Origin of the sequence: Streptomyces sp. NPDC007983 (genome assembly GCF_042958345.1) — a bacterium.
Lineage (GTDB): Bacteria > Actinomycetota > Actinomycetes > Streptomycetales > Streptomycetaceae > Streptomyces.
The window spans coordinates 945,866-965,143 of sequence record NZ_JBIBJI010000002.1; the positions used below are offsets into that span (position 1 = coordinate 945,866).

Here is a 19,278-nt window from a genome sequence, read left to right on the forward strand (position 1 = left end):
CCTGTGGCCGCCGCGAGCCCGGGATAAGGGAAGGACGTTCCTGGGAATGCCAGTCCTACCCCGGCTGTTGGATCGACCGTGACGACCCGCACCGTGGACGCGATACAGGAGATGGCCGCGTTCCTGCGGACCCGGCGCGAGCGCCTGGACCCGCACGATTTCGGCCTACCGTCGCGTCGGCAGGCCCGGCGGACCCCGGGATTGCGCCGCGAAGAGGTCGCCGAACTGGCCGGGGTCAGCATCGACTACATCGTGCGGCTGGAGCAGGGCCGCGGGCTGCGGCCCTCGGCGAACGTGGTGGAGGCGCTGGCCCGGGCGCTGCGCCTGGCCCCCGACGAACGCGCCTACCTCTTCAACCTGGCCCAGCAGTACCCCCGCGATTCCGGCAAGCCCGCCACCACGGCAGCACCGCCGCTGGCCCAGCTGGTCGCCGACCTGTCGCCCCTGCCCGCCATGTTGTTGAACCACCGCTACGACATCCTGGCCTGGAACGGCGAAATGGCGAGGCTGCTCCTGGATTTCGGCACCCTTCCGCCCTCGCAGCGCAATGCGATGTGGCTGTGCCTGATGCATCCGGAGATGCGTGAGTTCTATGTCGACCGCGAACGCGTCGTGCGGGAGGGGATCGCTCACCTGCGCGCCGCGTGGGCCGCGCATCCGGAGGATCAGGCGTTGACCGACCTCATCGCCGAATTCACCGCTCATGACGAGGAATTCGCGCGCTTGTGGGCCGAGCGGGACGTCAAGGTCAATGGCCGCGGGCGCAAGGTGATCCGGCATCCTGACGTCGGTGTGATCGCCGTGCACTTCGAAGTGCTGATGCCACTTCAAGATCCGGACCATCGGTTGGTGATCCACCGCGCCGCGGACGAGGAGAGCCAGTCGGCCTTGGAGCGGTTGTGCGCGCGGTGAGCCAGCGGACGGACGGCTCCGACGTCCGCGATGAGGACGTGGCCCGCCTCTCGCCGTTCGTGCGGCACCACATCAGCATGCTCGGCCGATACTCCTTCCACCTGCCGAAAATGCCCGGCGGCCTGCGCCCCCTGCGTGATCCGGACGCGATCGCCGATCGCGGTGCACCGGAGCTCGGCGCACGGTTCGATGCGCACGGACGGGCCGGTACGGCGAGGGTGTCAGGCGTCGGGGTGGTACACGGGCCATGACTCGTGTGCCGGATCGTCCAGCCACGCGTGGTGACCGTACGCGGTGGCTGTAAGCCCGAACCGGGTCAGTTCAGGAGATCCCCGGTCCTTCCACGGAACCGAGGCGCCGGATACGGGCGGCGACGCGGCGAGAACAGCCAGGTCGCCGTTTACCTCGCTTACTCCACCGCGCGCGGACACGCGCGCGGGCGCGAGGGGCTTGCGCGGCAGAGCGTCGGGTAGGCGCCAGCCACGCCGTCGATGCGCGCAAGCGCCGAAGGAGAAACTGTCTATGCCGCAAGTTGAACCGATCACCAGGAACCCGGACAAAGGCTATGTAGCGCTTCTCGGCTGGAGTCTCAACGCGGTGGAAGCTCTCGATCGGTTCGACCGGCGATACGTCGTCGTGGCGCCGGAGTGGGCCGAGGAGTACTGCGTCGACCACGACATCCCCTACGTGCCGTGGAATTTCGAGCGGCTCAACGACCGCTCCATGGAGATCGCCGAGACTCTTCAGAACGAGGGTGTCGACGTCGCGATCCCGCTGTTCGAGGAGACGGTGGAATGGGCGGGGGCGATCAACTCCGTTCTGCTGGACAACCCGCGTCTGTACGGTCAGGCCATGCTGCTGAGGGACAAGGCGCTGATGAAGCGCCGCGCGCAACTCGGCGGCATCCGGGTCGGAATATTCGAGGAGGCCCACGACCGGGACGACGTGATCCGCTTCCTCAAGCGCGTCAACCAGACCCTGCTCAAGCTGGACGGTGACCCGAACGACCCGATCCATCTCAAGGCGTTCGACAAGGCAGGATGCCTCGGGCACCGCGTCATCCGCACCCCGGACGAGATCGACACGATTCCGGACGAGGAATTCCCGGTCCTCATGGAATCCCACCTCGATGGCTGGGAGTTCGCGGTCGAGGCGTGGATACACAACGGGAAGATCAAGTTCCTCAACATCTCCGAATACGTCACGCTGGGGTATTCGGTGTTCGTGCCGGCGACCCCGGAACTGGAGCGGTACCGCCCGCAGATCACGGCGCAGATCGAAAAGCTCATCAAGGCGTTCGACATCGAGTTCGGCTTCGTGCACCCAGAGTATTTCGTCACCAGTGACGGCGAGATGTACTTCGGCGAGGTCGCCTACCGGCCGCCGGGATTCAAGGTGTTCGAGCTGCTGGAGCGGGCCTACGGGTTCAACGCCTACCATGGGCTGGTGCTGGCCTTCGATCCGAAGACGACCGAGGAGGAGATCGACGCCTTCTTCCCGCGCGAGGTGGTCGACGCCTCCGGGGTCGCCGGCTGCTTCGGTGTCTACCCGCGCCGCCGTGTCGTGAGCGAACTGGAGATCCCCGAGGAGACCGAGGACGACGACTACTACGAGTCGCACGACCTCTCGGCGCCGCTCGAGGAGACCGTCACCAAGAGGACCGCGTTCGGTACCCACTGGGGTCTGGTGTACTTCTTCGGTGATGACCCCTACCGGATGCGCGAACTGTTGAAGAAGCAGGAACAGCTCGACTTCTACGTCTGACGACCCTGTTGGACGCGGGAGACCAACCCGAGGAAACCCTTTGAAACCGACCGTCGACGTCCGCGGTGAGGTCACGACGCTGGACAAGCGCGTGACCTCACTCGACGACGCCATCCAGGCCCTGGCCGAAACCCGCGACTTCGGCAAGCACACGAAGCTGCGGCGGGTTCTGGAAGCGTTGCGGCGGGTGCTCATGCAGCCGGGCGGCCCCGCCGCGGTGCAGGCCAGGGCGCAGACCCTTGAGGAGGCCGGGCTCTTCCAGGGGACGGACTGGGCGTCACCGGAGATCCTCATTCCGGCGCTGGTCGGCCCGGGCCTGCACAGCAAGGAAGCGGACACCGTCGTCATGGAGGCGACCAGCGAGCTGCGGATGCTCGCTGTCGCCCGCGGCGAGTTCGCGCACCCGACGTTGCCCGCCGAGGACGCCCGCCAGTTCCTGTCCCAGGTCATGGCGATGAACCTGGAGCTGCTGTTCACCCCGCCCAGCGAGGCGGAGCGGACCCAGCAGGGCCGGACCGCACAGCTCATCCGCGACCTGTTCCGCCACCTCGCCGACGGGATCGGCTACGACAGCGTCCTGGACAACCTGGTCGACGAGGTCTGGCGGATCCTGCGCCAGCGTCCGATCCAGGTCGAGGCGGTGCAGTCCCTGATCACCCGGGTGGCGGCCTACCGCGAGAATCCGGACGTCGACCTTGGCGCATCGTCGGGGCTGGGCATCGACCGGCTCATCACGAGCCTGTACGGGACCACCGAGGCGTGCCGGGAGGACCCGGGCATCGACGTCTTCCGCTCCCGGCTCGAGGCGATGGACACCGGCGGCCTGCAGTCCGAGGCGGCGGGGTTCGCGCGGGCGATGCACGACACCGGCCTGGTGTCGCCGTACCACGCGGAACTGCTCCGGTTCCTGCTGAGCGAGAGCGACTACCTCGTCGGTGAGGCGCTCGGGCTGTCCGACACCGGCCGGAACTGCCTGATGCGCTACAGCGAACTGGTGCACCGGCTGATCGAGGTGGCCGTGCACCCGCAGACCGCGCAGAGCGTCTACGGGCTGGCGCTGCTGCTCGACCGCGGCATCCTCTACGAGCCGCCGATCGTGCCCGCGCTGTGGCGCCAGCTGCGGCTTGAGCTGTCCCCGGTCGCGCGGGAGCGGCTGACGACGGTCTTCGGCGAGGTGCCGGAGCCGCGGGCGCGGCTGGTCGCGGGGGTGCTCTCGATGCTGGGCCAGCCGCTCGGCGTCGGTCAGGGCGACAACCCCACCTGCCAGTCGGCCCGCGCGCTGTCGATGTGGTCCTACAACGACCCGGACTACCTGCTGCAAATGGTGGTCTGGGCGGCCCGCGACGACGAGGTCATCATGCACTTCGAGGGTCAGCCGATCTCGTCGAAGGACAGCGCGACCGGAGTCGCCGGCACGCTGCCGATGGACCTGGACCCCGTGTCGCTGCTCGTGGTCCCCCACCTGGACCGGATCTACGCCGAGATGGGACGGCGCTGCGCCGGGCGGCCAGGGGACCCGCACCGGTGGGTCAACCCCGAGTTCCACGGCTGGTGGTCGGGCCGTGGGTTCCACATCAACGTCGATGTCGCGACCGGAAACCTGATCGACCTCGACGCGTTCCTGCGGCAGTTCCACGCCACCTACCACCCGTCCTACAACGGCGAGCAGCCGCTGATCCATCCGCAGCCGGCCGGTGTCGCCGTCACCGACAGCGCGGCCCGCTACGTCGGCTGGCACGCGATCACGATCCTGCGGGCCGCGCCGGACCCACAGGACGTCATGCGGGTGTATTTCTTCAACCCGAACAACGACAGCGGCCAGGACTGGGGCGACGGCGTCGTCGTCTCCACCGCGGGCAACGGCGAGCGCTTCGGCGAGGCCTCACTGCCGTTCGACCAGTTCGCCTCGCGGCTCTACATCTTCCACGCCGACCCGCTCGAGCAAGGCGAACCGGAGCGGGTGCCCGCCGAAGACGTCGCGCGGATCATCGGCTACATCGAGCGCAGCTGGGGCACCGACCGGCTGCCCGCGGGGACGCTGCAAGCCCTGGAAGGGCCCACGAGCCTGTGAGCTTGACCTTGACACGGTGACAAGGTCTTGACTGCGGATGTGGACACGAACACGGCACGCGCTCTCCAGGGGCTGGAACACAACAATCCGTCGGTCCGGCTGCGGGCGGCGCTGGCGGTCGGCACGGCCCCCGATCCGGGGTTCATCGGCACGCTCGTCGAGCGATGCGCGATCGAACCCGAGTTCTCCGTGCGCGAGATGCTGACGTGGGCCCTCACCCGCCACCCGGCGTCGATGACGGTCCCGGCGCTTCTCGGTGAGGTCCGCTCGGAGCGTGCGCAGGCACGGAGCCAGGCGTTGCACACGCTGTCCAAGATCGGGGATCGGGGAGCGTGGCAGGTGATCACACCGGCGCTGCTGTCCGACGCCGACGACGAGGTGGCCCGGAGCGCCTGGCGGGCGGCGGTCGTGCTCGTGCCCGGCGGTGAGGAGCAGGAGTTGGCCGTAGTGTTGGCGACACAGCTCGGGCGCGGCGGACGCGAGACGCGACTGAGCCTCAGCCGGGCGCTGATCGTGCTCGGGGAGGTCATGCTGCCGACGCTGGACGCCGCGACGAGGGATCCCGACCCTCGCGTGCGCGCACACGCGATCGCCACGGAACGGCTGTGGCGTGACCCGGATGCCGGATTCGCGTTCGCGATCGAGGAGGCGAAGCGCGTCGTGGCCCTCGGTGAGGGCGGCCAGGAGGGGCGGTAGGCAGTGCTGATCGGTGATGTCGCGCGGCGTGCGGGGGTCAGCGCCCGCATGCTCAGGCATTACGAATCGCTCGGCCTGGTGCGGCCGACGGGTCGTACCGACTCCGGCTATCGGGAGTACTCCGGCGAGAACATCCGGCGGATCTTCCACATCGAGAGCCTGCGGTCGTTGGGGCTGTCCCTGCGCGACGTCAGGCGCACGCTCGACGACCCCGGCTTCGCGCCCGCCGAGCTCGTCGACGACCTCATCCGCCAGACGCGGGACCGTATCGCGGCGGAGACGGAGCTGCTGACGCGACTGCGTCGGATCGGTGCCGCGGAACCCGCCGGGTGGGAGGACGTCCTCCAGGTCGTCGCGCTCCTCCAGGCGTTGGGGTCGACGAGCGCGGCGGCGCGGCAGCGCGCGGCCCTGTCCGCGGTCGAGGACGTGCCCGTGCCGGTGGAAGCACTGGTCGAGGCCGTGCTGAGCGAATCGGATCCGCACGTGGCCGGGGCCCTCCGCTGGGCTCTGGCGCAAGCGGGCGGGGACGGGCCGGCACTGCTGGCAGACGGCCTCGGCTCCCCGGAGGCCGAGGTGCGCAAGCGTGCCGTCCAGTGCGTCGCCGAGATTCCGAACGACGAGGCGACCGCGTTGCTGCGGGACGCCCTCACCGACCCCGACATCGTGGTCCGTGGGTACGCGGCTCTGGCCCTCGGGGCGCGGGGAGTGGCCGACGCGGTCCCGACGCTCATCGACATGATCGTCGAGGAGAGGAACGACGTCGACGCGGCCGATGCGCTGAGCACGCTGGCGCGTGATCCCGCGTCGGCGGATCAGATCGCCACCGGGCTCGTCGACCGCCTCGCCCACGCCGCCGTTGGGCCGGCCGCACGTCGACGGCTGGCCCAGGCGCTCGCGGACATCCCCGGGATCGCGGCGTCCCGTGCCCTCGTGGATCTGTCACATGACGAAGACCGTGCTGTGGCGCTCACGGCGACGTACGTTCTCACGCTGCGCGACGCCCGGTAGCCGCCGTGCCGGTCTCGGGGGCGGGACCAGGGCAATGCCCCAGCGATGATGGGTGGTGCGCGATCCGGCCGCCGGCCCCGGCCGGGCTCGTGCCGCTGACGCGCAGTGGCAGAGCCCGGCCCGGGCGGGTGTGTGGGGCCGCGGCGCGTCAGAGGGTGAGGAGCACCTTGGTGGCCCGGCGCTCGTCCATGGCCTTGTAACCCTCGGGAGCCTGCTCCAGAGGCAGGGTGAGGTCGAAAACCTTGCCGGGGTCGATCTCGCGGTCCCAGATGAGCCGGATCAGGCCGGGCAGGAACCGGCGCACGGGGGCCGGACCACCGAGGGTGTGGATGCCCGCGAAGAACAGCTCGATCCCGGGGATGGTGACGTCGTAGTTCACGCCCACGTAGCCCAGGTGCCCGCCGCCGCGAGTGGCGCCGACGGCCTGCATGAACGCCTCCTGGGTGCCGACCGCTTCGACGACCGAGTGCGCGCCCAGTCCGCCGGTGAGTTCCTTGATCTTCGCGACGCCCTCCTCGCCGCGCTCTTCGACGATGTCGGTCGCGCCGTAGGAGCGGGCCAGCTTCTGCCGCTCGGGGTGCCGGGACATCGCGATGATCCGCTCGGCGCCCAGCTGCTTGGCCGCGAGGACGGCCATGAGCCCGACCGCTCCGTCGCCGACGACCGCGACGGTCTTGCCGGGGCCGGCCTCGGCGGCGACGGCGGCGTACCAGCCGGTGCCGAGTACGTCGGAGGCGGCGAGGAGGGCGGGGATCAGCTCGGGGTCGGGCTGCCCGGGGGTGGCGACGAGGGTGCCGTCGGCGTGCGGGATGCGGGCCTTCTCGGCCTGGGTGCCGATCGTCTGCGCGACGAACTCGGCGTGCACGCACTTGGACTGGAACCCGGCCTGGCAGATCTCACAGGTGTTGTCGGAGATGACGAACGAGCCGACGACGAAGTCGCCGACCTTGACGTTCTCGACCTCGGAGCCGATCTCCTCGACGACGCCCACGTACTCGTGCCCCATGACCTGGTGGTCAGCGGGCTCGATGCCACGGTAGGGCCACAGGTCGGAGCCGCAGATGCAGGTCGCGGTCAGCTTCACGATGGCATCGGTCGGCTCGATGATCTTCGGATCGTCGCGGTCCTCGACGCGGACGTCGCCGGCCGTGTGCATCACTACTCCACGCATGGTGGTTCTCCTTGCTCGGTGTGCCGGCGTCTTCGCGCCGGTTCGTATGTCGGGAAGGCGCGGGATCGCCGTGGCTTCCTCGGTCTGTGCGTCCCGGCCGCCGAGCCCGCTGGACAGGCGTAATCCGCCCGGGGCGCGGCCCGTCGTCTAGGCGGTCGCCGGTGCCGGTCGGCGCTGGGTGAGCGCGATGGCGATGGTGGGGATCAGGGTCAGCGCGGCCATGACCGTGCCGACCGCGGCCGGGCCGGTGGCTCCGAGCGGGGTTTCGAGGGCGAACCCGGCGATCCAGGAGCCGATGGCGGTGCCGAGGTTGAACGCCGACACCGTCAGCGCGGAGCCCAGGGTGGGGGCGCGGCCTGCGAAGCGGACCGCCAGGGCGATGAGCACCGGGTTCGCGCCGAGCCCGAACAGTCCCAGCAACGCGACCAGCGCGATCGTCGGGGCGGCGTAGCCGGACAGCAGGCAGATCGCCAGGAGCACCAGCATCGTGACCCCAGGGGCCATGATCGTCGTCGCGTACGGGCGACGGTCCCCGAGACGGCCTCCCACGAGGAAGCCGGCCAGGGCACCGATCCCGAAGCCGACCAGGACCAGCGGCACCAGGCCGGGGGCCAGGCCCGCTCGGTCGGTCAGCAGCGGTGAGACATAGGAGTACGCCCCCAGCGCACCGGCGTTCGTGGTCGCGCAGGCCGCCAGCACCAGCCACAGGCGCCCCGAACCCAGGGCGGATGCTCGGACCGGATCGAGGGCGCCTGATGGTCGGCGCTGTCGTGGGGAACGTGGCGGGCGATCAGCGCCATGGCGGCCACCGCGAGAGCGGCAAGTGCCCAGAAGGGTCCGCGCCAGCCCATGAGCTGTCCGGCGAACGCGCCGAGCGGCACCCCGACCACGTTGGCGAGCATCGCGCCGGCGCCCACGACGCCCAACGCGCGAGAACTGGCGGCGGGACCGACCGCGCGAGCGGCCACCACGTTGGCCACCGCCCAGAACGCGCCGGTCGCCAGCGCCGTCAGGAACCGGGCCGCCAGCAGCAGCGCGAAACCGGAACCGAGCGCCACGATCACGTGACCGACAGCGAACACGGCCAAGGCGAGGATCAGTGTCAGCCGCCGGGGCAGCCGCAGCGTCAGCATCGCCATCAGCGGCGCGCCGATGACCATCCCGACCGCGAACACCGTGATCATCATCCCAGCCTGGGCCGCGCTGACCCGCACATCAGCCGCGATCTCGGGCAGCAGCCCCACGACCACGAACTCGGTCGTGCCCATCAGGAACGTGGCCAGGGCGAGCACGTACACCACGAGTGGCAGTCGGATGGACGGGCGGTGCTCGCCGTCACCGACCTCCAGGGCGGCGGGGGCGTGGAGGGTGACTCCTCGCGTGGTCATGCGATGTCTCCGCAACGGTTCGGCATTGGGTGCGCATCCCAGGAGACCGCTTCGGCCGCGTGTGCGGGAGGCTGCGTTTATGGGGGGACAAGCTCAACCCCCCTCCCGCCGGATTTCGGCCGTAGCGTGGAAGGCATGGAACGCAGCTCCGACAACCGCGCCGACATCCGTGACTTCCTCGCCCGCCGGCGCGCCCAGCTCACCCCGGAGCAGGTCGGGCTGCCCACCAGCGGCCGACGCCGGGTCCCCGGGCTGCGCCGCGAGGAGGTCGCGGTCCTCGCCGGGGTCAGCACCGAGTGGTACACCCGGCTGGAGAAGGGCCACATCAGCGGCGTGTCCGAGGACGTCCTCGACGCGGTGGCCCGCACCCTGCAACTGGACGACGACGAACGCACCTACCTGTTCGACCTCGCCAAGGCCGCACAGCCCAGCCCGGCATCCCGCCGCCGGCGCAAGGCCGTCGACGTCCCCCCTCGCGTCCAGTGGCTGCTCGACTCCATCACCCTGTCCGCGGCCTTCGTCACCAACGGCCGCCTCGACATCGTGGCCACCAACGCACTCACCCGCGCCCTGTTCGCGCCCATGTTCGACAGCCCGACCGTCGGCGTGCGTGGCCGCCCCAACTTCGCCCGGTTCTGGTTCCTCGACGACGACTCCCGCGACTTCGCCGCCGACTGGGACGGCGCCGCCACCACCACCGCCGCACTCCTGCGCGCCGAGGCCGGCCGGTACCCCAACGACAAGGCCCTGCGCGACCTCATCGGAGAGCTGTCCACGGTCAGCGCCGAGTTCCGCACCCGGTGGGCCTCCCACGACGTGCGCATTCACCACGGCGGCGTCAAACGCTTCCACCATCCCGACGCCGGGGACCTGGAACTCACCTACCAGCCCCTGGACTTGCCCATGTCCGTCCGCGAGGCGCACTCCCTGACCATCTACACCGCCGAACCCGGCTCGCCGTCCGAAGACGGCCTGCGCCTGCTCGCCTCCTGGGCAGCCACCCACGAGCCCCACCCGCCCACGCGGCAGTCCCCGGCACGCTGAAAGCCGCTGAGCGCAGCCCTTCCGAGCAACCATCCAAGGAGCCCTTCCGTGAAGCACACAGGACGATCATGAGCCGGATCCTGATCACCGGTTCCACGGACGGCCTCGGATACGCCACGGCGGACGCACTGCAGTCCGCCGGGCACGACATCGTGGTCCACGCACGCAACCCACAGCGCGCCACCGCCCTCGACCCGCTCGTCGGCCGCGGAGCGGACCTCGTCGTCGCCGACCTCACCGACCGTGACGCCGTACGGCGCATCGCCGCTGAGCTGAACGACCAACCACTGCTCGACGCGGTCATCCACAACGCCGGGGTCTGGAACGGACCGGCCGTCATGCCGGTCAACATCATCGCCCCGTACCTGCTCACGGCACTGCTGCACCGGCCACGCCGCCTGGTGTACCTGAGCAGCAGCTCGCACTTCGACGGCCACTCCTCTCTCGACAGCGTCGACTGGCAGGGCACGAACCCCGGGTCGTACGCGGACAGCAAGCTGTTCGTCACCACCCTCGCCGCCGCAGTGGCCCGCCTGTACCCCGACGTGCCCAGCAACGCCGTGGACCCAGGCTGGGTACCCACCAAGATGGGCGGACCCGGAGCACCCGACGATCTCGAACTGGGCCACCGGACACAGCAGTGGCTGGCAACCAGCGACAATCCCGAGGCACTCACCACCGGCGGCTACTGGTACCACCGCCGACGGCAGCAGCCACACGCCGCCGCACACGACGAGGCATTCCAGGACCGGCTCCTGCACACGCTGGCCGAGGAGACGGGCACCGAGCTGTGAGACAGCTCCAAGAGCTGCTGGTCAGCAAGCACGGCCAGGCCACGAGCAGTAAGACCCTACATGTCCGCTTCCGTCACGGGGGCGGAAGCGGACTCCATCGCCTCCACGAAGCGGCGCACCGTCTCCGCGTCGCACTCCCCGCGCACCGTTATCGACCGCCCGTTGGCGCTGATGACGACGGCGGGCGCGGTCGGGCGCGCGGCGCGCCAGGCGGCGTAGGACAGCCCCAGGTTCAGCGCGCCGAGCCCCTGGCTGACCACCAGATCGATGATCTCCAGCTTTCCGTGCGGGCGGGCCGGGAGCATGTTCAGATCGGCATGCGCGCGGACGTCCGTGTCCTGCCGCAGCCACCGGTACAGATCGTGGATCGCGAGATCCCCTTCATCCGCCTCGGCGCTGATCTCCACGCGCAGGGCGGCTTGCATCCGCTGTTCCATGGTCGCCCACGATAGGCGCGGGCGACCCATATTTTGTTGCGATCTCAGCCCAAATAGTTTTCCCGGGACCGCCGTTGGGCCGTGGCCCAACGGCCCACCGCTCGGCGAACTGCGAGACGAGGAACAGTCCGCGCCCCGTCTCGGCGTCCGGCGCCGCCGTGGCGAGCGCGGGCAGCCGCTCGCCACGGGTGTCGGAGACCTCGATACGGATCGGGCCGGACGCGTCCAGGGGCGCGGTCAGCCGTACGTGGAAGTCCCGCCCGGGGACGCGTCCGTGACGCACCGCATTCGCGCACAGCTCGCTGGCGATGAGCGTGGTGATCTCGTTGGGGCTGGAATCGTACGGGTAGCCCCACGCGGCCAGCCGGTGCGATACGAGCCGCCGCGCGAGCCGCGCACCGCGCGGTGTCGAGGTGAAGCGCATGGCGAACTCGCCGGGTACGGAAGGGAGCTGGCCCTCCGCCGTACCCCATGAGGGGGGATTTTCGGTCGTCATGGCAACGAGGGTGGTGGTCGTATGCCTAGCCTCGCTAGTAAGCGCGCCTGTACGGACAGTGTCTGTCGGACACGCGAGGGCGCGGAGGCAGGGGTGGTGACCCATGGCAGGTACGGACGAGACGTCAGCGTTTCTGAGGGGGTTCGGCAGGCAGCTGAAGCTGTTGCGGGAGAGGGCCGGGCTCACACAGGCGGAACTGGGGGCACGCGTCGGGTACAGCGCGGATCAGATCGCGTCGGTGGAATGCGGGCGCCGCATCCCGAAGCCGGACCTGATCGACAAGGCCGATGAGGTTCTGGGTGCCGGGGGCCTCCTCAAGGCGATGAAGGAGCGGTGCGCGCTGGAGCGGTATCCGGCGTTCTTCCGCGATGCGGCGGAGATCGAAAAGGAAGCGGTTGAGCTACAGATCTACGCTACCCAGGCGGTGCCTGGCCTGCTGCAGACCAAGGACTACGCACACGCGGTGTTCTCGATGCGTCGACCACTGCTGAACGAGGAAACCGTCGCGCAGCGCGTTGCCGCGCGACTGGACCGCCAGGAGATCTTCAACGCCCGGCCTGCGCCCATCCTGGGCTTCGTCATCGAAGAGGCCGTGCTGCGGAAGCCGTATGGCGGGAAGCGGGTTCTGCGTGGGCAGTTGGAGCATCTGCTCCTCATCGGGGAGAAGCGCAACGTCGAGATCCAGGTGATGCCCATGGACCGGGAGGACAACGCCGGTGTCGATGGCCCCTTCACCTTGATGGTGCCGAAGGGGGGCCAGCAGATCGCGTATCACGAAAACCAAGGGGCTGGCACGCTGCTCACTGACCGAGATGAGGTCCACGCCATCGCTGTCCGGCATGGGATCATCCGGGCCCAGGCTCTCAATCCACGGGAGTCGTCGACCTTTATTGAGAAGGTGCTGGGAGAGCTATGACAAAGGACATAGGCAAGTTGGTCTGGTTCAAGAGCAGCTACAGCGGTAGCGAGGGCGGCAACTGCGTCGAGGTCGCCATGGCGTGGCGTAAGAGCAGTTACAGCGGGGGCGAGGGCGGCGAGTGCGTCGAGGTCGCCGCCTGCCCCGACACCATCCACGTCCGTGACAGCAAGGACACCACCGGCCCGGTGCTCACGTTCCCGGCCACCGCGTGGGACGCGTTCGTGGGGTTCGCCGCGAACAACTGAACCCAACGGTCCAGCCTGTTCAGCCCTCCGGGCGGCAGGCTGGGCCGTCGTCGTCCCGGAGCGCCGTGGTGATCCGGTCGAGAGATGCCGTCAGGCGACGGCGGTCGTCGGGCGCCACGGGGGCGACGAAGTAGCGCTCCACGATGCGGGCGTGGACGTCCACCGCGTGGACGAACGTCTTCTCGCCCTCCGCCGTCGCCTCGACCAGCGTGACCCGGCGGTCGTCGGGTGACGGTACGCGGCGTACGAGGCCCGCCGTCTCCATGCGGTCGACCAGGCGCGTGACCCCGCCGCTGGTCAGGATGACGTCTTCGGCCAGGGTGCGCTGGGAGACCTGCTCCTCCGGGTCCCGGCACAGCCGGAGCAGCACCTCGAACATGACGTGGCCGATCCCGGCCTCCGCTCGCATGGCGGCGTTGATGCGCCGCTCAAGGTGGGTTGCCGCCTTCAGCAGCAGACCGAACTCGTGGACCAGTGGTCCGCTGGCCGCCTGCGCGGCCGTGCGCTTCTCCGAGTCGGTCCCCATAGCCATGAAGGCAGTCTAGTGCGTGCCGGGTAAGTCACTGACTGCTCAATTGCTGAGCAGTCAGTGATATCGCTACGCTGCTGTTCATGGACACCGCTACCACCGCTCCCATACAGGCCCCGCCCTGCCGCGCGCTGCGGCTGCTCATCGTCCTGGGCGCGCTGTCCGCGTTCGGGCCGCTGTCGCTGGACATGTATCTGCCCGCGCTGCCCGCTCTCGCGCGGGACTTCGGTGTACCGGACGCGGGCGTACAGCTGACCCTGACCAGCTGCCTGATCGGCCTCGCCGTGGGGCAGCTGATCGCCGGGCCGCTCAGCGACCGGTGGGGGCGGCGGGTGCCCCTCCTCATCGGCCTCGCCGGTTACGTGGTGGCGTCCGTGCTGTGCGCCTTCGCGCCGAACGTCACCGCGCTGACCGGGCTGCGGGCCCTCCAGGGGCTGGCGGGCGCGGCGGGGATCGTGATCAGCCGGGCCATCGTCCGCGATCTCTACGAGGGGACCGCCGCCGCTCGCTTCTTCTCCCTGTTGATGCTGGTCAACGGCGTTGCGCCGATTCTCGCGCCGGTCGTCGGCGGTCAGCTGCTGCGGTTCACGTCCTGGCGGGGGATCTTCCTCGTCCTGGCCGTGACGGGGGCTCTTCTGCTCGCGGCCACCGTGTTCGTCGTGGGGGAGACCCTGCCGTCGGAGCGGCGGCACGCGGGTGGGCTCGGGCAGACGTTCCGCAGTTTCGCTCTGCTGCTGCGCGACCCGGGCTTCGTGCGGCCCGCGCTCGCGGGCGGTTTCGCGTTCGCCGCGATGTTCTCGTACATCTCGGCGTCGTCCTTCGTGCTCCAGAAGACGTACGGCCTGGACCCGCAGCAGTTCAGCATCGCCTTCGGGGCCAACGCCCTGGGCATCATGCTGCTCGGCCAGGGCAACGCCCGGCTGCTGCGCCGCTACGCGCCGGAGACTCTGCTCCGGGCCGGGATCGCGCTGTGCGCGACCGGTGGCGGTGCGCTGCTGGTGTCCGTGTTGACGGACCTCGGCGTGGCCGCCGTGCTCGTCTCGCTGTTCGCGCTGGTCGCGAGCATCGGACTGGTCATGCCGAACTCCACGGCGCTGTCGATGTCGGGGCACCCGGAGGTGGCCGGTACGGCGTCCGCGCTGCTGGGGCTGTTGCAGTTCGCGCTGGGTGGTGTCGCCGGGCCGCTGGCGGGGCTCGGCGGGAACGGGGCGGCGCTGCCGATGGCGCTGGCGATCGCGGTGTCGGCGGCGGCGGCCGTCGTGGTGCACCTGTGGCCCGTCCGTACTGAATGACAGGCCAGACTGTTCAGTGCAGACTGGACAGGCTGGCCTGAAGAAATTTACGGTGGGGGCATGGCAGAGACCCCACCCGGCATGTCCGCGTCCTCCGTGCGCGCCGCGCACGAGATCCGCGTCGTCGTCGGCCGCCTGCGACGGCGGCTGAGGGAGACGTATGACATGGAAGGGCTCACCCCCACGCAGACGTCCGTGCTCAGCAGGCTCAGCAAGGACGGACCGTCCTCGGCCAGCGCTCTCGCCGCCGCCGAGCGCGTCCGGCCGCAGTCCATCGCGCTCACCCTCGGCGTGCTCGACGAGCGCGGGCTGATCGAGCGGCGGCCCGATCCGGACGACGGGCGGCGGCAATTGATCTCGGTGAGCGTGGCGGGCCAGGCGTTCCTGGAGGACAACCGACGGGCGGGCGAGGAGTGGCTGGCCCGCTCCCTGGAAACCGGCTTCACCGAGGACGAACGGCAGACCGTCATCGAGGCACTGGCCCTGCTCGACCGGCTCAACGCCATATGATCGCGCGGCTCATACGACGCGTCAGCAAGCCCCAGGCGCCCGGAGGCTTCGACCGCAGGCTGCTCGCGCCGATGATGCTGGGGTCGATCCTCAACCCGGTCAACTCCTCCATCGTCTCGGTGTCGTTGGTGCCGATCGGCGCGGCCTTCGGGGCTCCGCCCGCGCAGACGGCCTGGCTGGTCTCGGCGCTCTATCTGGCGACCGCGATAGGCCAGCCGGTGGTGGGGCGGCTCATCGATCTGTACGGGCCGCGCCGCCTGTTCCTCGCCGGTTCGGCGCTGACGGGGCTGTCGGGGCTCATCGGCGTACTGGCCCCGAACCTGGGTGCGCTGATCGTGGCCCGGGTGGTGCTCGGGTTCGGTACCTGCGCGGGTTATCCGGCCGCGATGTACCTCATCCGCAGCGAGGCCGGGCGTACGGGCCGGGAGAGCCCCGCCGGGGTGCTGACCGCGCTCGCGGTGGCCAACCAGACCGTCGCGGTGATCGGCCCGTCCCTGGGTGGGCTGCTGATCGGGCTGGGTGGCTGGCGTACGACGTTCGCCGTCAACCTTCCGCTGGCCGTGGCCGGGCTGATCCTCGGCGCCCGGCGGCTGCCGAAAGCCCACCCACGCCGTGAAGGCGGAGGGGCCGGGCTGGACCTCGCCGGCATGGTGCTGTTCGCCGGGATGCTCGTATCGCTGCTGCTGTTCCTGATGGAGCCGGGCGCGGACCGCTGGTATCTGCCGGTGCTCATGGTGGTGGCGGCGATCGGGTTCGCGGTGCGTGAGCTGCGGGTGGCGGAGCCGTTCATCGATCTGCGGGTGCTCGGCGGAAACGTTCCGCTGCTGCTGACGTACGCCCGTATGCTCCTGGTCGCCGTCGTGTCGTACGTCATGCTGTACGGGTACACCCAGTGGCTCCAGGAGGGGCGGGGGCTGACCGCGTCGCAGGCGGGGCTCGCGCAACTGCCGCTGTTCCTGGCCGCGATCGCGGTGTCCACCGCGACCGGCCGCCGCAGCGAGGTGCGCGGCAAGCTCATCGTCGGCGCGGTCGGGCAAATCGCCGTATGCCTCATCCTGCTCACGCTCCAGCCGCACAGCCCGGTGTGGCTGCTGATCGCCGTCGCGCTCGTGTGCGGCGTACCGCAGGGGCTGAACAACCTGGCCCTGCAGAACGCGGTGTACCACCAGGCGGACCCCGAGCGGATGGGCTCGTCGGCGGGGCTGCTGCGCACGTTCCTCTACATCGGCGCGATGGTCGCCTCCGGCGCCAACGGCGTCTTCTTCGGCGCCCGCGCCGACACCGTCGGTCTGCACGGCCTGACCTGGTTCATGCTCGCCATCGCCGGACTGTTCCTGGCGATGACGCTCGCGGACCGCTCACTGGGCCGCATCGCCTCCGCACCTTCTCCTCAGCACTGAAAGGCTCAACCATGTCGAACACCGCACTGCTCGCGATGGACATCCAGAACGGCATCGTGGGCCGCCTCGCCGCCCCCGACTACCTGCCGCGCCTGGCCCGCGCGGTCGACGCCGCCCGGAGCGCCGGGATTCCGGTGCTGCACGTCGTGGTCGGCTTCCGGTCCGGGCACCCGGAGGTGTCGGAGCGGAACATGGCGTTCAGCGGACTGGGGACGTCCGGCGTCTTCACGCCCGCCGACCCGGGCGCCGCCATCCACCCCGACCTCGCGGTCCGGCCCGACGAGACCGTGATCACCAAGAAGCGGGTGAGCGCCTTCGCCGGAAGCGACCTGGAGATGGTCCTGCGGGCCCAGGGCATCACCGATCTCGTCCTGACCGGCGTCGCGACCAGCGGTGTCGTGCTGTCCACGCTGCGGCAGGCCGCCGACCTGGACTACCGGCTCACCGTGCTGGCCGACGGCTGCGCCGACACCGACGAGGAGGTGCACCGGGTGCTCACCGAGAAGGTGTTCCCGCGCCAGGCCACCGTGACGACCGTGGACGAGTGGGCCAAGGCCGTCGCCACACAGGGCCCCAAGCCGTAACCGGTAACGTCCCCCGCCTGCCTGCCAGGCCAGTACGCTGACCCGGGAGCCCGCTCCCTCGTTGTACCGGGCGTCGTTGTACCCAGTGTTCATCGAGCGAGCAGGAGAGCACCTTGGCCACCACAGCCCCGCACGGCGCCCCCGTACCGCTCCTCGATTCGGCCGCCGTCGAGCGGTGGCGCGCCACCTCGGGGGCTGTGGTCGATCTGCTGACCCTCGCGCGCGAACTCGGCGGGGTCAGCGGCGTACGGCTCGGGCCGCGCCCCACCGTGCTGGTCACCGACCCGGAGGCGGTGCGGCACGTCCTCGCCCTCCACCCCGATCGCTACGTCAAGCGCTCCCACCGGGCGCGCGTGCTCGTCGGCGACGGGGTGCTCTCGGCCACCGGGGAGGCGTGGAAGCGGCAACGCCGTCTGCTCCAGGCCCAGTTCACCGGGGCGGGCATCCGCCGCTACGAGGAGCGCATCGCCGCCGCCGCGCGCCGGGCCGCCGAGCGCTGGGCGGCCGCCGCCCGTACCGGCGCCCCCACCGACGTCGCCGAGGACCTGCGCTTCTTCGCCCTCGACACCATCTGGCGCTCCCTCACCGGCCACCCTCTCGACGAGGCCACCAACCGCGAGCTGGCCGCCGTCGAGGCCGTCGGGGCCGCCCTCCCGTCGACCCCCTCCGCCCCCGCCGACATGGAGGCGCTGCGCGCCACCGTGGCCGCCGACCTCGCGCGGATCGACGCCGTCGCCGCACGCGCGATCGCGGCCGCCCGCCGGGGAGAAGCGGGCCCGGACGGCCCCGGCGTGCTGCGCGTCCTGGTGGACGCCGGGGAGACCCGCCGTGAATACACCGACCAGCTCATCCGCGACGAGCTGGTCACGCTGATGGCCGCCGGGCACGAGACCACCGCCACCACCCTGTCCTGGCTGTATCTGCTGCTCGACCGCCACCCCGAGGCCCGCCGCTGGGCCCTGGACGCGGGGCCCGAGGGCTCGCCCGAGCGCGAAAACGCCCTGCGGGCCCTCGTCTCCGAGGCCTGCCGGCTCTATCCGTCGGCGTGGCTGATCCCCCGGCACGCCACCGAGGACGACACCCTCACCGGCTACCGCATCGAGGCGGGCACCGACATCTTCGTCTGCCCCTACCTGACCCACCGCGACCCGGCCCTGTGGCCGGACCCGGAGCGGTTCGACCCGACGCGGTTCGCCGGGGTGGACCGCTCCTCCCGGCAGGGCGCGTACTACCCCTTCGGCCTCGGGGCCCGGGCCTGCCTGGGCGCGCAGTTCGCGATGCGCGAGACGACCGAGCTGCTGCGGCACCTCCTGCCCGCCTTCACCCCCGCGTTCCGGGCCACCCCGGCGGCGACCGTGTTCGGCTTCACGGTCCGCCCGGACGGCCCGATGCCCGCCACGATCACCCCCGACGGCCCTTAGGGGGTGTCGAAGTCCAGCGCCGTCCCGTACAGCCGGTCCACCTTCAGCCGGATGACCACCCGGCGCTCGGCGACCAACTGCTCCAAAAACGCGTCCTCGTCCTCCGGCTTCGCGGCTTGCGGCAGCATCCCCAGCAGCTCCCGCCCGACCGCGTCCCCCGGAGTCGTCGTCACCTCGGAGACCTCGGCCTCCCCCTCCGCCACGGCGAACGACCACGGGTCGCCACCCTGCACATGCACCGCCGCCCGCGGCTCGCGCCGCAGGTGTGTGACCTTGACCCGGTCCGCCGTGGTGGAGAACCGCACGATGCGGGCGTCGGGGTCCCAGCCGTAGACCATGGTGGTCAGGTGGGGGTGGCCGCTGCGCTTGACGGTGGCGAGCGTGCCGAACTGCTGGGCGGCGAGCAGCGCGGAGGCGGCGTCGTCGGAGAGGGGTCTGGGTCCCGGATTCTGAGTCATGATCAGCGCAACCCCCGCGCCCGCCCCGGCATTCCGACCCCCTCCCATAAGTTCACCATGATGCACCGCACAGTCGCTTATATTTGACAGCACCCGGTCGATCCCCCGTACGGTCTGGTCATTCCGATGACGAGAGGGA

Annotated in this window: 22 protein-coding genes; 15 read left to right on the forward strand and 7 right to left on the reverse strand. The window is 70.4% G+C overall.

Annotation, left to right across the window (positions count from 1 at the left end; translation table 11 throughout):
* Window positions 1-78 precede the first annotated feature (78 nt).
* The 6 genes from ACFZCY_RS08685 (at window position 79) to ACFZCY_RS08710 (ending at window position 6,451) form a co-directional block, all read left to right on the forward strand.
* Window positions 79-912: a helix-turn-helix domain-containing protein gene (locus ACFZCY_RS08685; protein WP_391170267.1), complete on the forward strand. Its 834-nt coding sequence runs from the start codon at window positions 79-81 to the stop codon at window positions 910-912.
* Window positions 900-1,163, forward strand: a complete 264-nt coding sequence (locus tag ACFZCY_RS08690) for a hypothetical protein (RefSeq protein WP_391170456.1) — start codon at window positions 900-902, stop codon at window positions 1,161-1,163. Before ACFZCY_RS08685 ends, ACFZCY_RS08690 begins: the two co-directional genes overlap by 13 nt.
* Window positions 1,164-1,509: 346 nt before the next feature.
* Entirely contained in the window at window positions 1,510-2,676 is a 1,167-nt protein-coding gene (locus ACFZCY_RS08695) for an acetyl-CoA carboxylase biotin carboxylase subunit family protein (protein WP_391170269.1), read from the forward strand.
* A 40-nt stretch (window positions 2,677-2,716) separates the two neighbouring features.
* Complete coding sequence (locus tag ACFZCY_RS08700; RefSeq protein WP_391170271.1) at window positions 2,717-4,747, forward strand: hypothetical protein; 2,031 nt, start codon at window positions 2,717-2,719, stop codon at window positions 4,745-4,747.
* Window positions 4,748-4,786: 39 nt separating this feature from the next.
* A complete protein-coding gene (locus tag ACFZCY_RS08705) occupies window positions 4,787-5,443 on the forward strand; it encodes a HEAT repeat domain-containing protein (RefSeq protein WP_391170273.1) in 657 nt (218 codons plus the stop codon).
* A gap of 3 nt (window positions 5,444-5,446) precedes the next feature.
* Window positions 5,447-6,451, forward strand: a complete 1,005-nt coding sequence (locus ACFZCY_RS08710; RefSeq protein WP_391170275.1) for a HEAT repeat domain-containing protein — start codon at window positions 5,447-5,449, stop codon at window positions 6,449-6,451.
* 148 nt (window positions 6,452-6,599) lie between these two features.
* Here ACFZCY_RS08710 and ACFZCY_RS08715 read toward each other — a convergent pair whose 3' ends face one another.
* The 3 genes from ACFZCY_RS08715 to ACFZCY_RS08725 all read right to left on the reverse strand — a co-directional run bounded on the left by ACFZCY_RS08715 (window position 6,600) and on the right by ACFZCY_RS08725 (window position 9,010).
* Window positions 6,600-7,622: a zinc-binding dehydrogenase gene (locus ACFZCY_RS08715; RefSeq protein ID WP_391170277.1), complete on the reverse strand. Its 1,023-nt coding sequence runs from the start codon at window positions 7,620-7,622 to the stop codon at window positions 6,600-6,602.
* 147 nt (window positions 7,623-7,769) lie between these two features.
* Window positions 7,770-8,321: an MFS transporter gene (locus tag ACFZCY_RS08720; protein WP_391170280.1), complete on the reverse strand. Its 552-nt coding sequence runs from the start codon at window positions 8,319-8,321 to the stop codon at window positions 7,770-7,772.
* Window positions 8,252-9,010: an MFS transporter gene (locus tag ACFZCY_RS08725; protein ID WP_391170282.1), complete on the reverse strand. Its 759-nt coding sequence runs from the start codon at window positions 9,008-9,010 to the stop codon at window positions 8,252-8,254. Before ACFZCY_RS08725 ends, ACFZCY_RS08720 begins: the two co-directional genes overlap by 70 nt.
* A gap of 135 nt (window positions 9,011-9,145) precedes the next feature.
* Here ACFZCY_RS08725 and ACFZCY_RS08730 point away from each other — a divergent pair, with 135 nt between their 5' ends.
* Together ACFZCY_RS08730 and ACFZCY_RS08735 are read left to right on the forward strand one after the other, a co-directional pair.
* Entirely contained in the window at window positions 9,146-10,054 is a 909-nt protein-coding gene (locus tag ACFZCY_RS08730) for a helix-turn-helix domain-containing protein (protein WP_391170284.1), read from the forward strand.
* Between the two features lie 68 nt (window positions 10,055-10,122).
* Window positions 10,123-10,848: an SDR family NAD(P)-dependent oxidoreductase gene (locus tag ACFZCY_RS08735; RefSeq protein ID WP_391170286.1), complete on the forward strand. Its 726-nt coding sequence runs from the start codon at window positions 10,123-10,125 to the stop codon at window positions 10,846-10,848.
* Between the two features lie 56 nt (window positions 10,849-10,904).
* Here ACFZCY_RS08735 and ACFZCY_RS08740 read toward each other — a convergent pair whose 3' ends face one another.
* Together ACFZCY_RS08740 and ACFZCY_RS08745 are read right to left on the reverse strand one after the other, a co-directional pair.
* Window positions 10,905-11,285, reverse strand: coding sequence for a hypothetical protein (locus ACFZCY_RS08740; RefSeq protein ID WP_391170289.1), 381 nt, complete (start codon window positions 11,283-11,285; stop codon window positions 10,905-10,907).
* Complete coding sequence (locus ACFZCY_RS08745) at window positions 11,230-11,709, reverse strand: ATP-binding protein (protein ID WP_391170444.1); 480 nt, start codon at window positions 11,707-11,709, stop codon at window positions 11,230-11,232. Before ACFZCY_RS08745 ends, ACFZCY_RS08740 begins: the two co-directional genes overlap by 56 nt.
* A gap of 175 nt (window positions 11,710-11,884) precedes the next feature.
* On the opposite strand from ACFZCY_RS08745, the gene ACFZCY_RS08750 reads away from it, so the two are divergent.
* Both ACFZCY_RS08750 and ACFZCY_RS08755 read left to right on the forward strand, forming a co-directional pair.
* A complete protein-coding gene (locus ACFZCY_RS08750; protein ID WP_391170291.1) occupies window positions 11,885-12,697 on the forward strand; it encodes a Scr1 family TA system antitoxin-like transcriptional regulator in 813 nt (270 codons plus the stop codon).
* Complete coding sequence (locus ACFZCY_RS08755; protein ID WP_391170293.1) at window positions 12,694-12,945, forward strand: DUF397 domain-containing protein; 252 nt, start codon at window positions 12,694-12,696, stop codon at window positions 12,943-12,945. Before ACFZCY_RS08750 ends, ACFZCY_RS08755 begins: the two co-directional genes overlap by 4 nt.
* A gap of 19 nt (window positions 12,946-12,964) precedes the next feature.
* Here the strand turns inward: ACFZCY_RS08755 and ACFZCY_RS08760 are convergent, their stop codons facing one another.
* The gene (locus tag ACFZCY_RS08760) at window positions 12,965-13,477 is read right to left on the reverse strand and encodes a MarR family transcriptional regulator (protein WP_391170295.1); all 513 of its coding nucleotides are present in this window, start codon (window positions 13,475-13,477) and stop codon (window positions 12,965-12,967) included.
* Between the two features lie 80 nt (window positions 13,478-13,557).
* On the opposite strand from ACFZCY_RS08760, the gene ACFZCY_RS08765 reads away from it, so the two are divergent.
* The 5 genes from ACFZCY_RS08765 to ACFZCY_RS08785 all read left to right on the forward strand — a co-directional run bounded on the left by ACFZCY_RS08765 (window position 13,558) and on the right by ACFZCY_RS08785 (window position 18,681).
* On the forward strand, window positions 13,558-14,766 hold the full coding sequence (locus ACFZCY_RS08765; RefSeq protein WP_391170297.1) for a Bcr/CflA family multidrug efflux MFS transporter: 1,209 nt from the start codon (window positions 13,558-13,560) through the stop codon (window positions 14,764-14,766).
* A 60-nt stretch (window positions 14,767-14,826) separates the two neighbouring features.
* Window positions 14,827-15,276, forward strand: a complete 450-nt coding sequence (locus tag ACFZCY_RS08770; RefSeq protein WP_391170299.1) for a MarR family transcriptional regulator — start codon at window positions 14,827-14,829, stop codon at window positions 15,274-15,276.
* Complete coding sequence (locus tag ACFZCY_RS08775; RefSeq protein WP_391170301.1) at window positions 15,273-16,676, forward strand: MFS transporter; 1,404 nt, start codon at window positions 15,273-15,275, stop codon at window positions 16,674-16,676. The genes ACFZCY_RS08770 and ACFZCY_RS08775 overlap by 4 nt, the downstream gene beginning before the upstream one ends.
* Before the next feature lie 11 nt (window positions 16,677-16,687).
* Window positions 16,688-17,260 (forward strand): isochorismatase family protein, encoded by a 573-nt coding sequence (locus ACFZCY_RS08780; RefSeq protein ID WP_391170303.1) that lies wholly within the window; start codon window positions 16,688-16,690, stop codon window positions 17,258-17,260.
* Between the two features lie 113 nt (window positions 17,261-17,373).
* Window positions 17,374-18,681, forward strand: coding sequence for a cytochrome P450 (locus ACFZCY_RS08785; protein ID WP_391170306.1), 1,308 nt, complete (start codon window positions 17,374-17,376; stop codon window positions 18,679-18,681).
* On the opposite strand, the gene ACFZCY_RS08790 is transcribed toward ACFZCY_RS08785, so the two are convergent.
* Entirely contained in the window at window positions 18,678-19,139 is a 462-nt protein-coding gene (locus ACFZCY_RS08790; protein ID WP_391170308.1) for a TIGR03618 family F420-dependent PPOX class oxidoreductase, read from the reverse strand. The two genes, ACFZCY_RS08785 and ACFZCY_RS08790, sit on opposite strands and share 4 nt — an antisense overlap.
* Window positions 19,140-19,278: the final 139 nt, after the last annotated feature.

What these genes read in the sequence shown, in the direction of transcription:
- ACFZCY_RS08775 (WP_391170301.1), top strand. Translation starts at nt 15,273, where the DNA reads ATGATCGCGCGGCTCATACGACGCGTCAGCAAGCCCCAGGCGCCCGGA.
- ACFZCY_RS08745 (WP_391170444.1), bottom strand. Translation starts at nt 11,709, where the DNA reads ATGCGCTTCACCTCGACACCGCGCGGTGCGCGGCTCGCGCGGCGGCTC.
- ACFZCY_RS08730 (WP_391170284.1), top strand. Translation starts at nt 9,146, where the DNA reads ATGGAACGCAGCTCCGACAACCGCGCCGACATCCGTGACTTCCTCGCC.
- ACFZCY_RS08765 (WP_391170297.1), top strand. Translation starts at nt 13,558, where the DNA reads ATGGACACCGCTACCACCGCTCCCATACAGGCCCCGCCCTGCCGCGCG.
- ACFZCY_RS08735 (WP_391170286.1), top strand. Translation starts at nt 10,123, where the DNA reads ATGAGCCGGATCCTGATCACCGGTTCCACGGACGGCCTCGGATACGCC.
- ACFZCY_RS08740 (WP_391170289.1), bottom strand. Translation starts at nt 11,285, where the DNA reads ATGGAACAGCGGATGCAAGCCGCCCTGCGCGTGGAGATCAGCGCCGAG.
- ACFZCY_RS08760 (WP_391170295.1), bottom strand. Translation starts at nt 13,477, where the DNA reads ATGGCTATGGGGACCGACTCGGAGAAGCGCACGGCCGCGCAGGCGGCC.
- ACFZCY_RS08755 (WP_391170293.1), top strand. Translation starts at nt 12,694, where the DNA reads ATGACAAAGGACATAGGCAAGTTGGTCTGGTTCAAGAGCAGCTACAGC.
- ACFZCY_RS08790 (WP_391170308.1), bottom strand. Translation starts at nt 19,139, where the DNA reads ATGACTCAGAATCCGGGACCCAGACCCCTCTCCGACGACGCCGCCTCC.
- ACFZCY_RS08780 (WP_391170303.1), top strand. Translation starts at nt 16,688, where the DNA reads ATGTCGAACACCGCACTGCTCGCGATGGACATCCAGAACGGCATCGTG.
- ACFZCY_RS08715 (WP_391170277.1), bottom strand. Translation starts at nt 7,622, where the DNA reads ATGCGTGGAGTAGTGATGCACACGGCCGGCGACGTCCGCGTCGAGGAC.
- ACFZCY_RS08725 (WP_391170282.1), bottom strand. Translation starts at nt 9,010, where the DNA reads ATGACCACGCGAGGAGTCACCCTCCACGCCCCCGCCGCCCTGGAGGTC.
- ACFZCY_RS08750 (WP_391170291.1), top strand. Translation starts at nt 11,885, where the DNA reads ATGGCAGGTACGGACGAGACGTCAGCGTTTCTGAGGGGGTTCGGCAGG.
- ACFZCY_RS08770 (WP_391170299.1), top strand. Translation starts at nt 14,827, where the DNA reads ATGGCAGAGACCCCACCCGGCATGTCCGCGTCCTCCGTGCGCGCCGCG.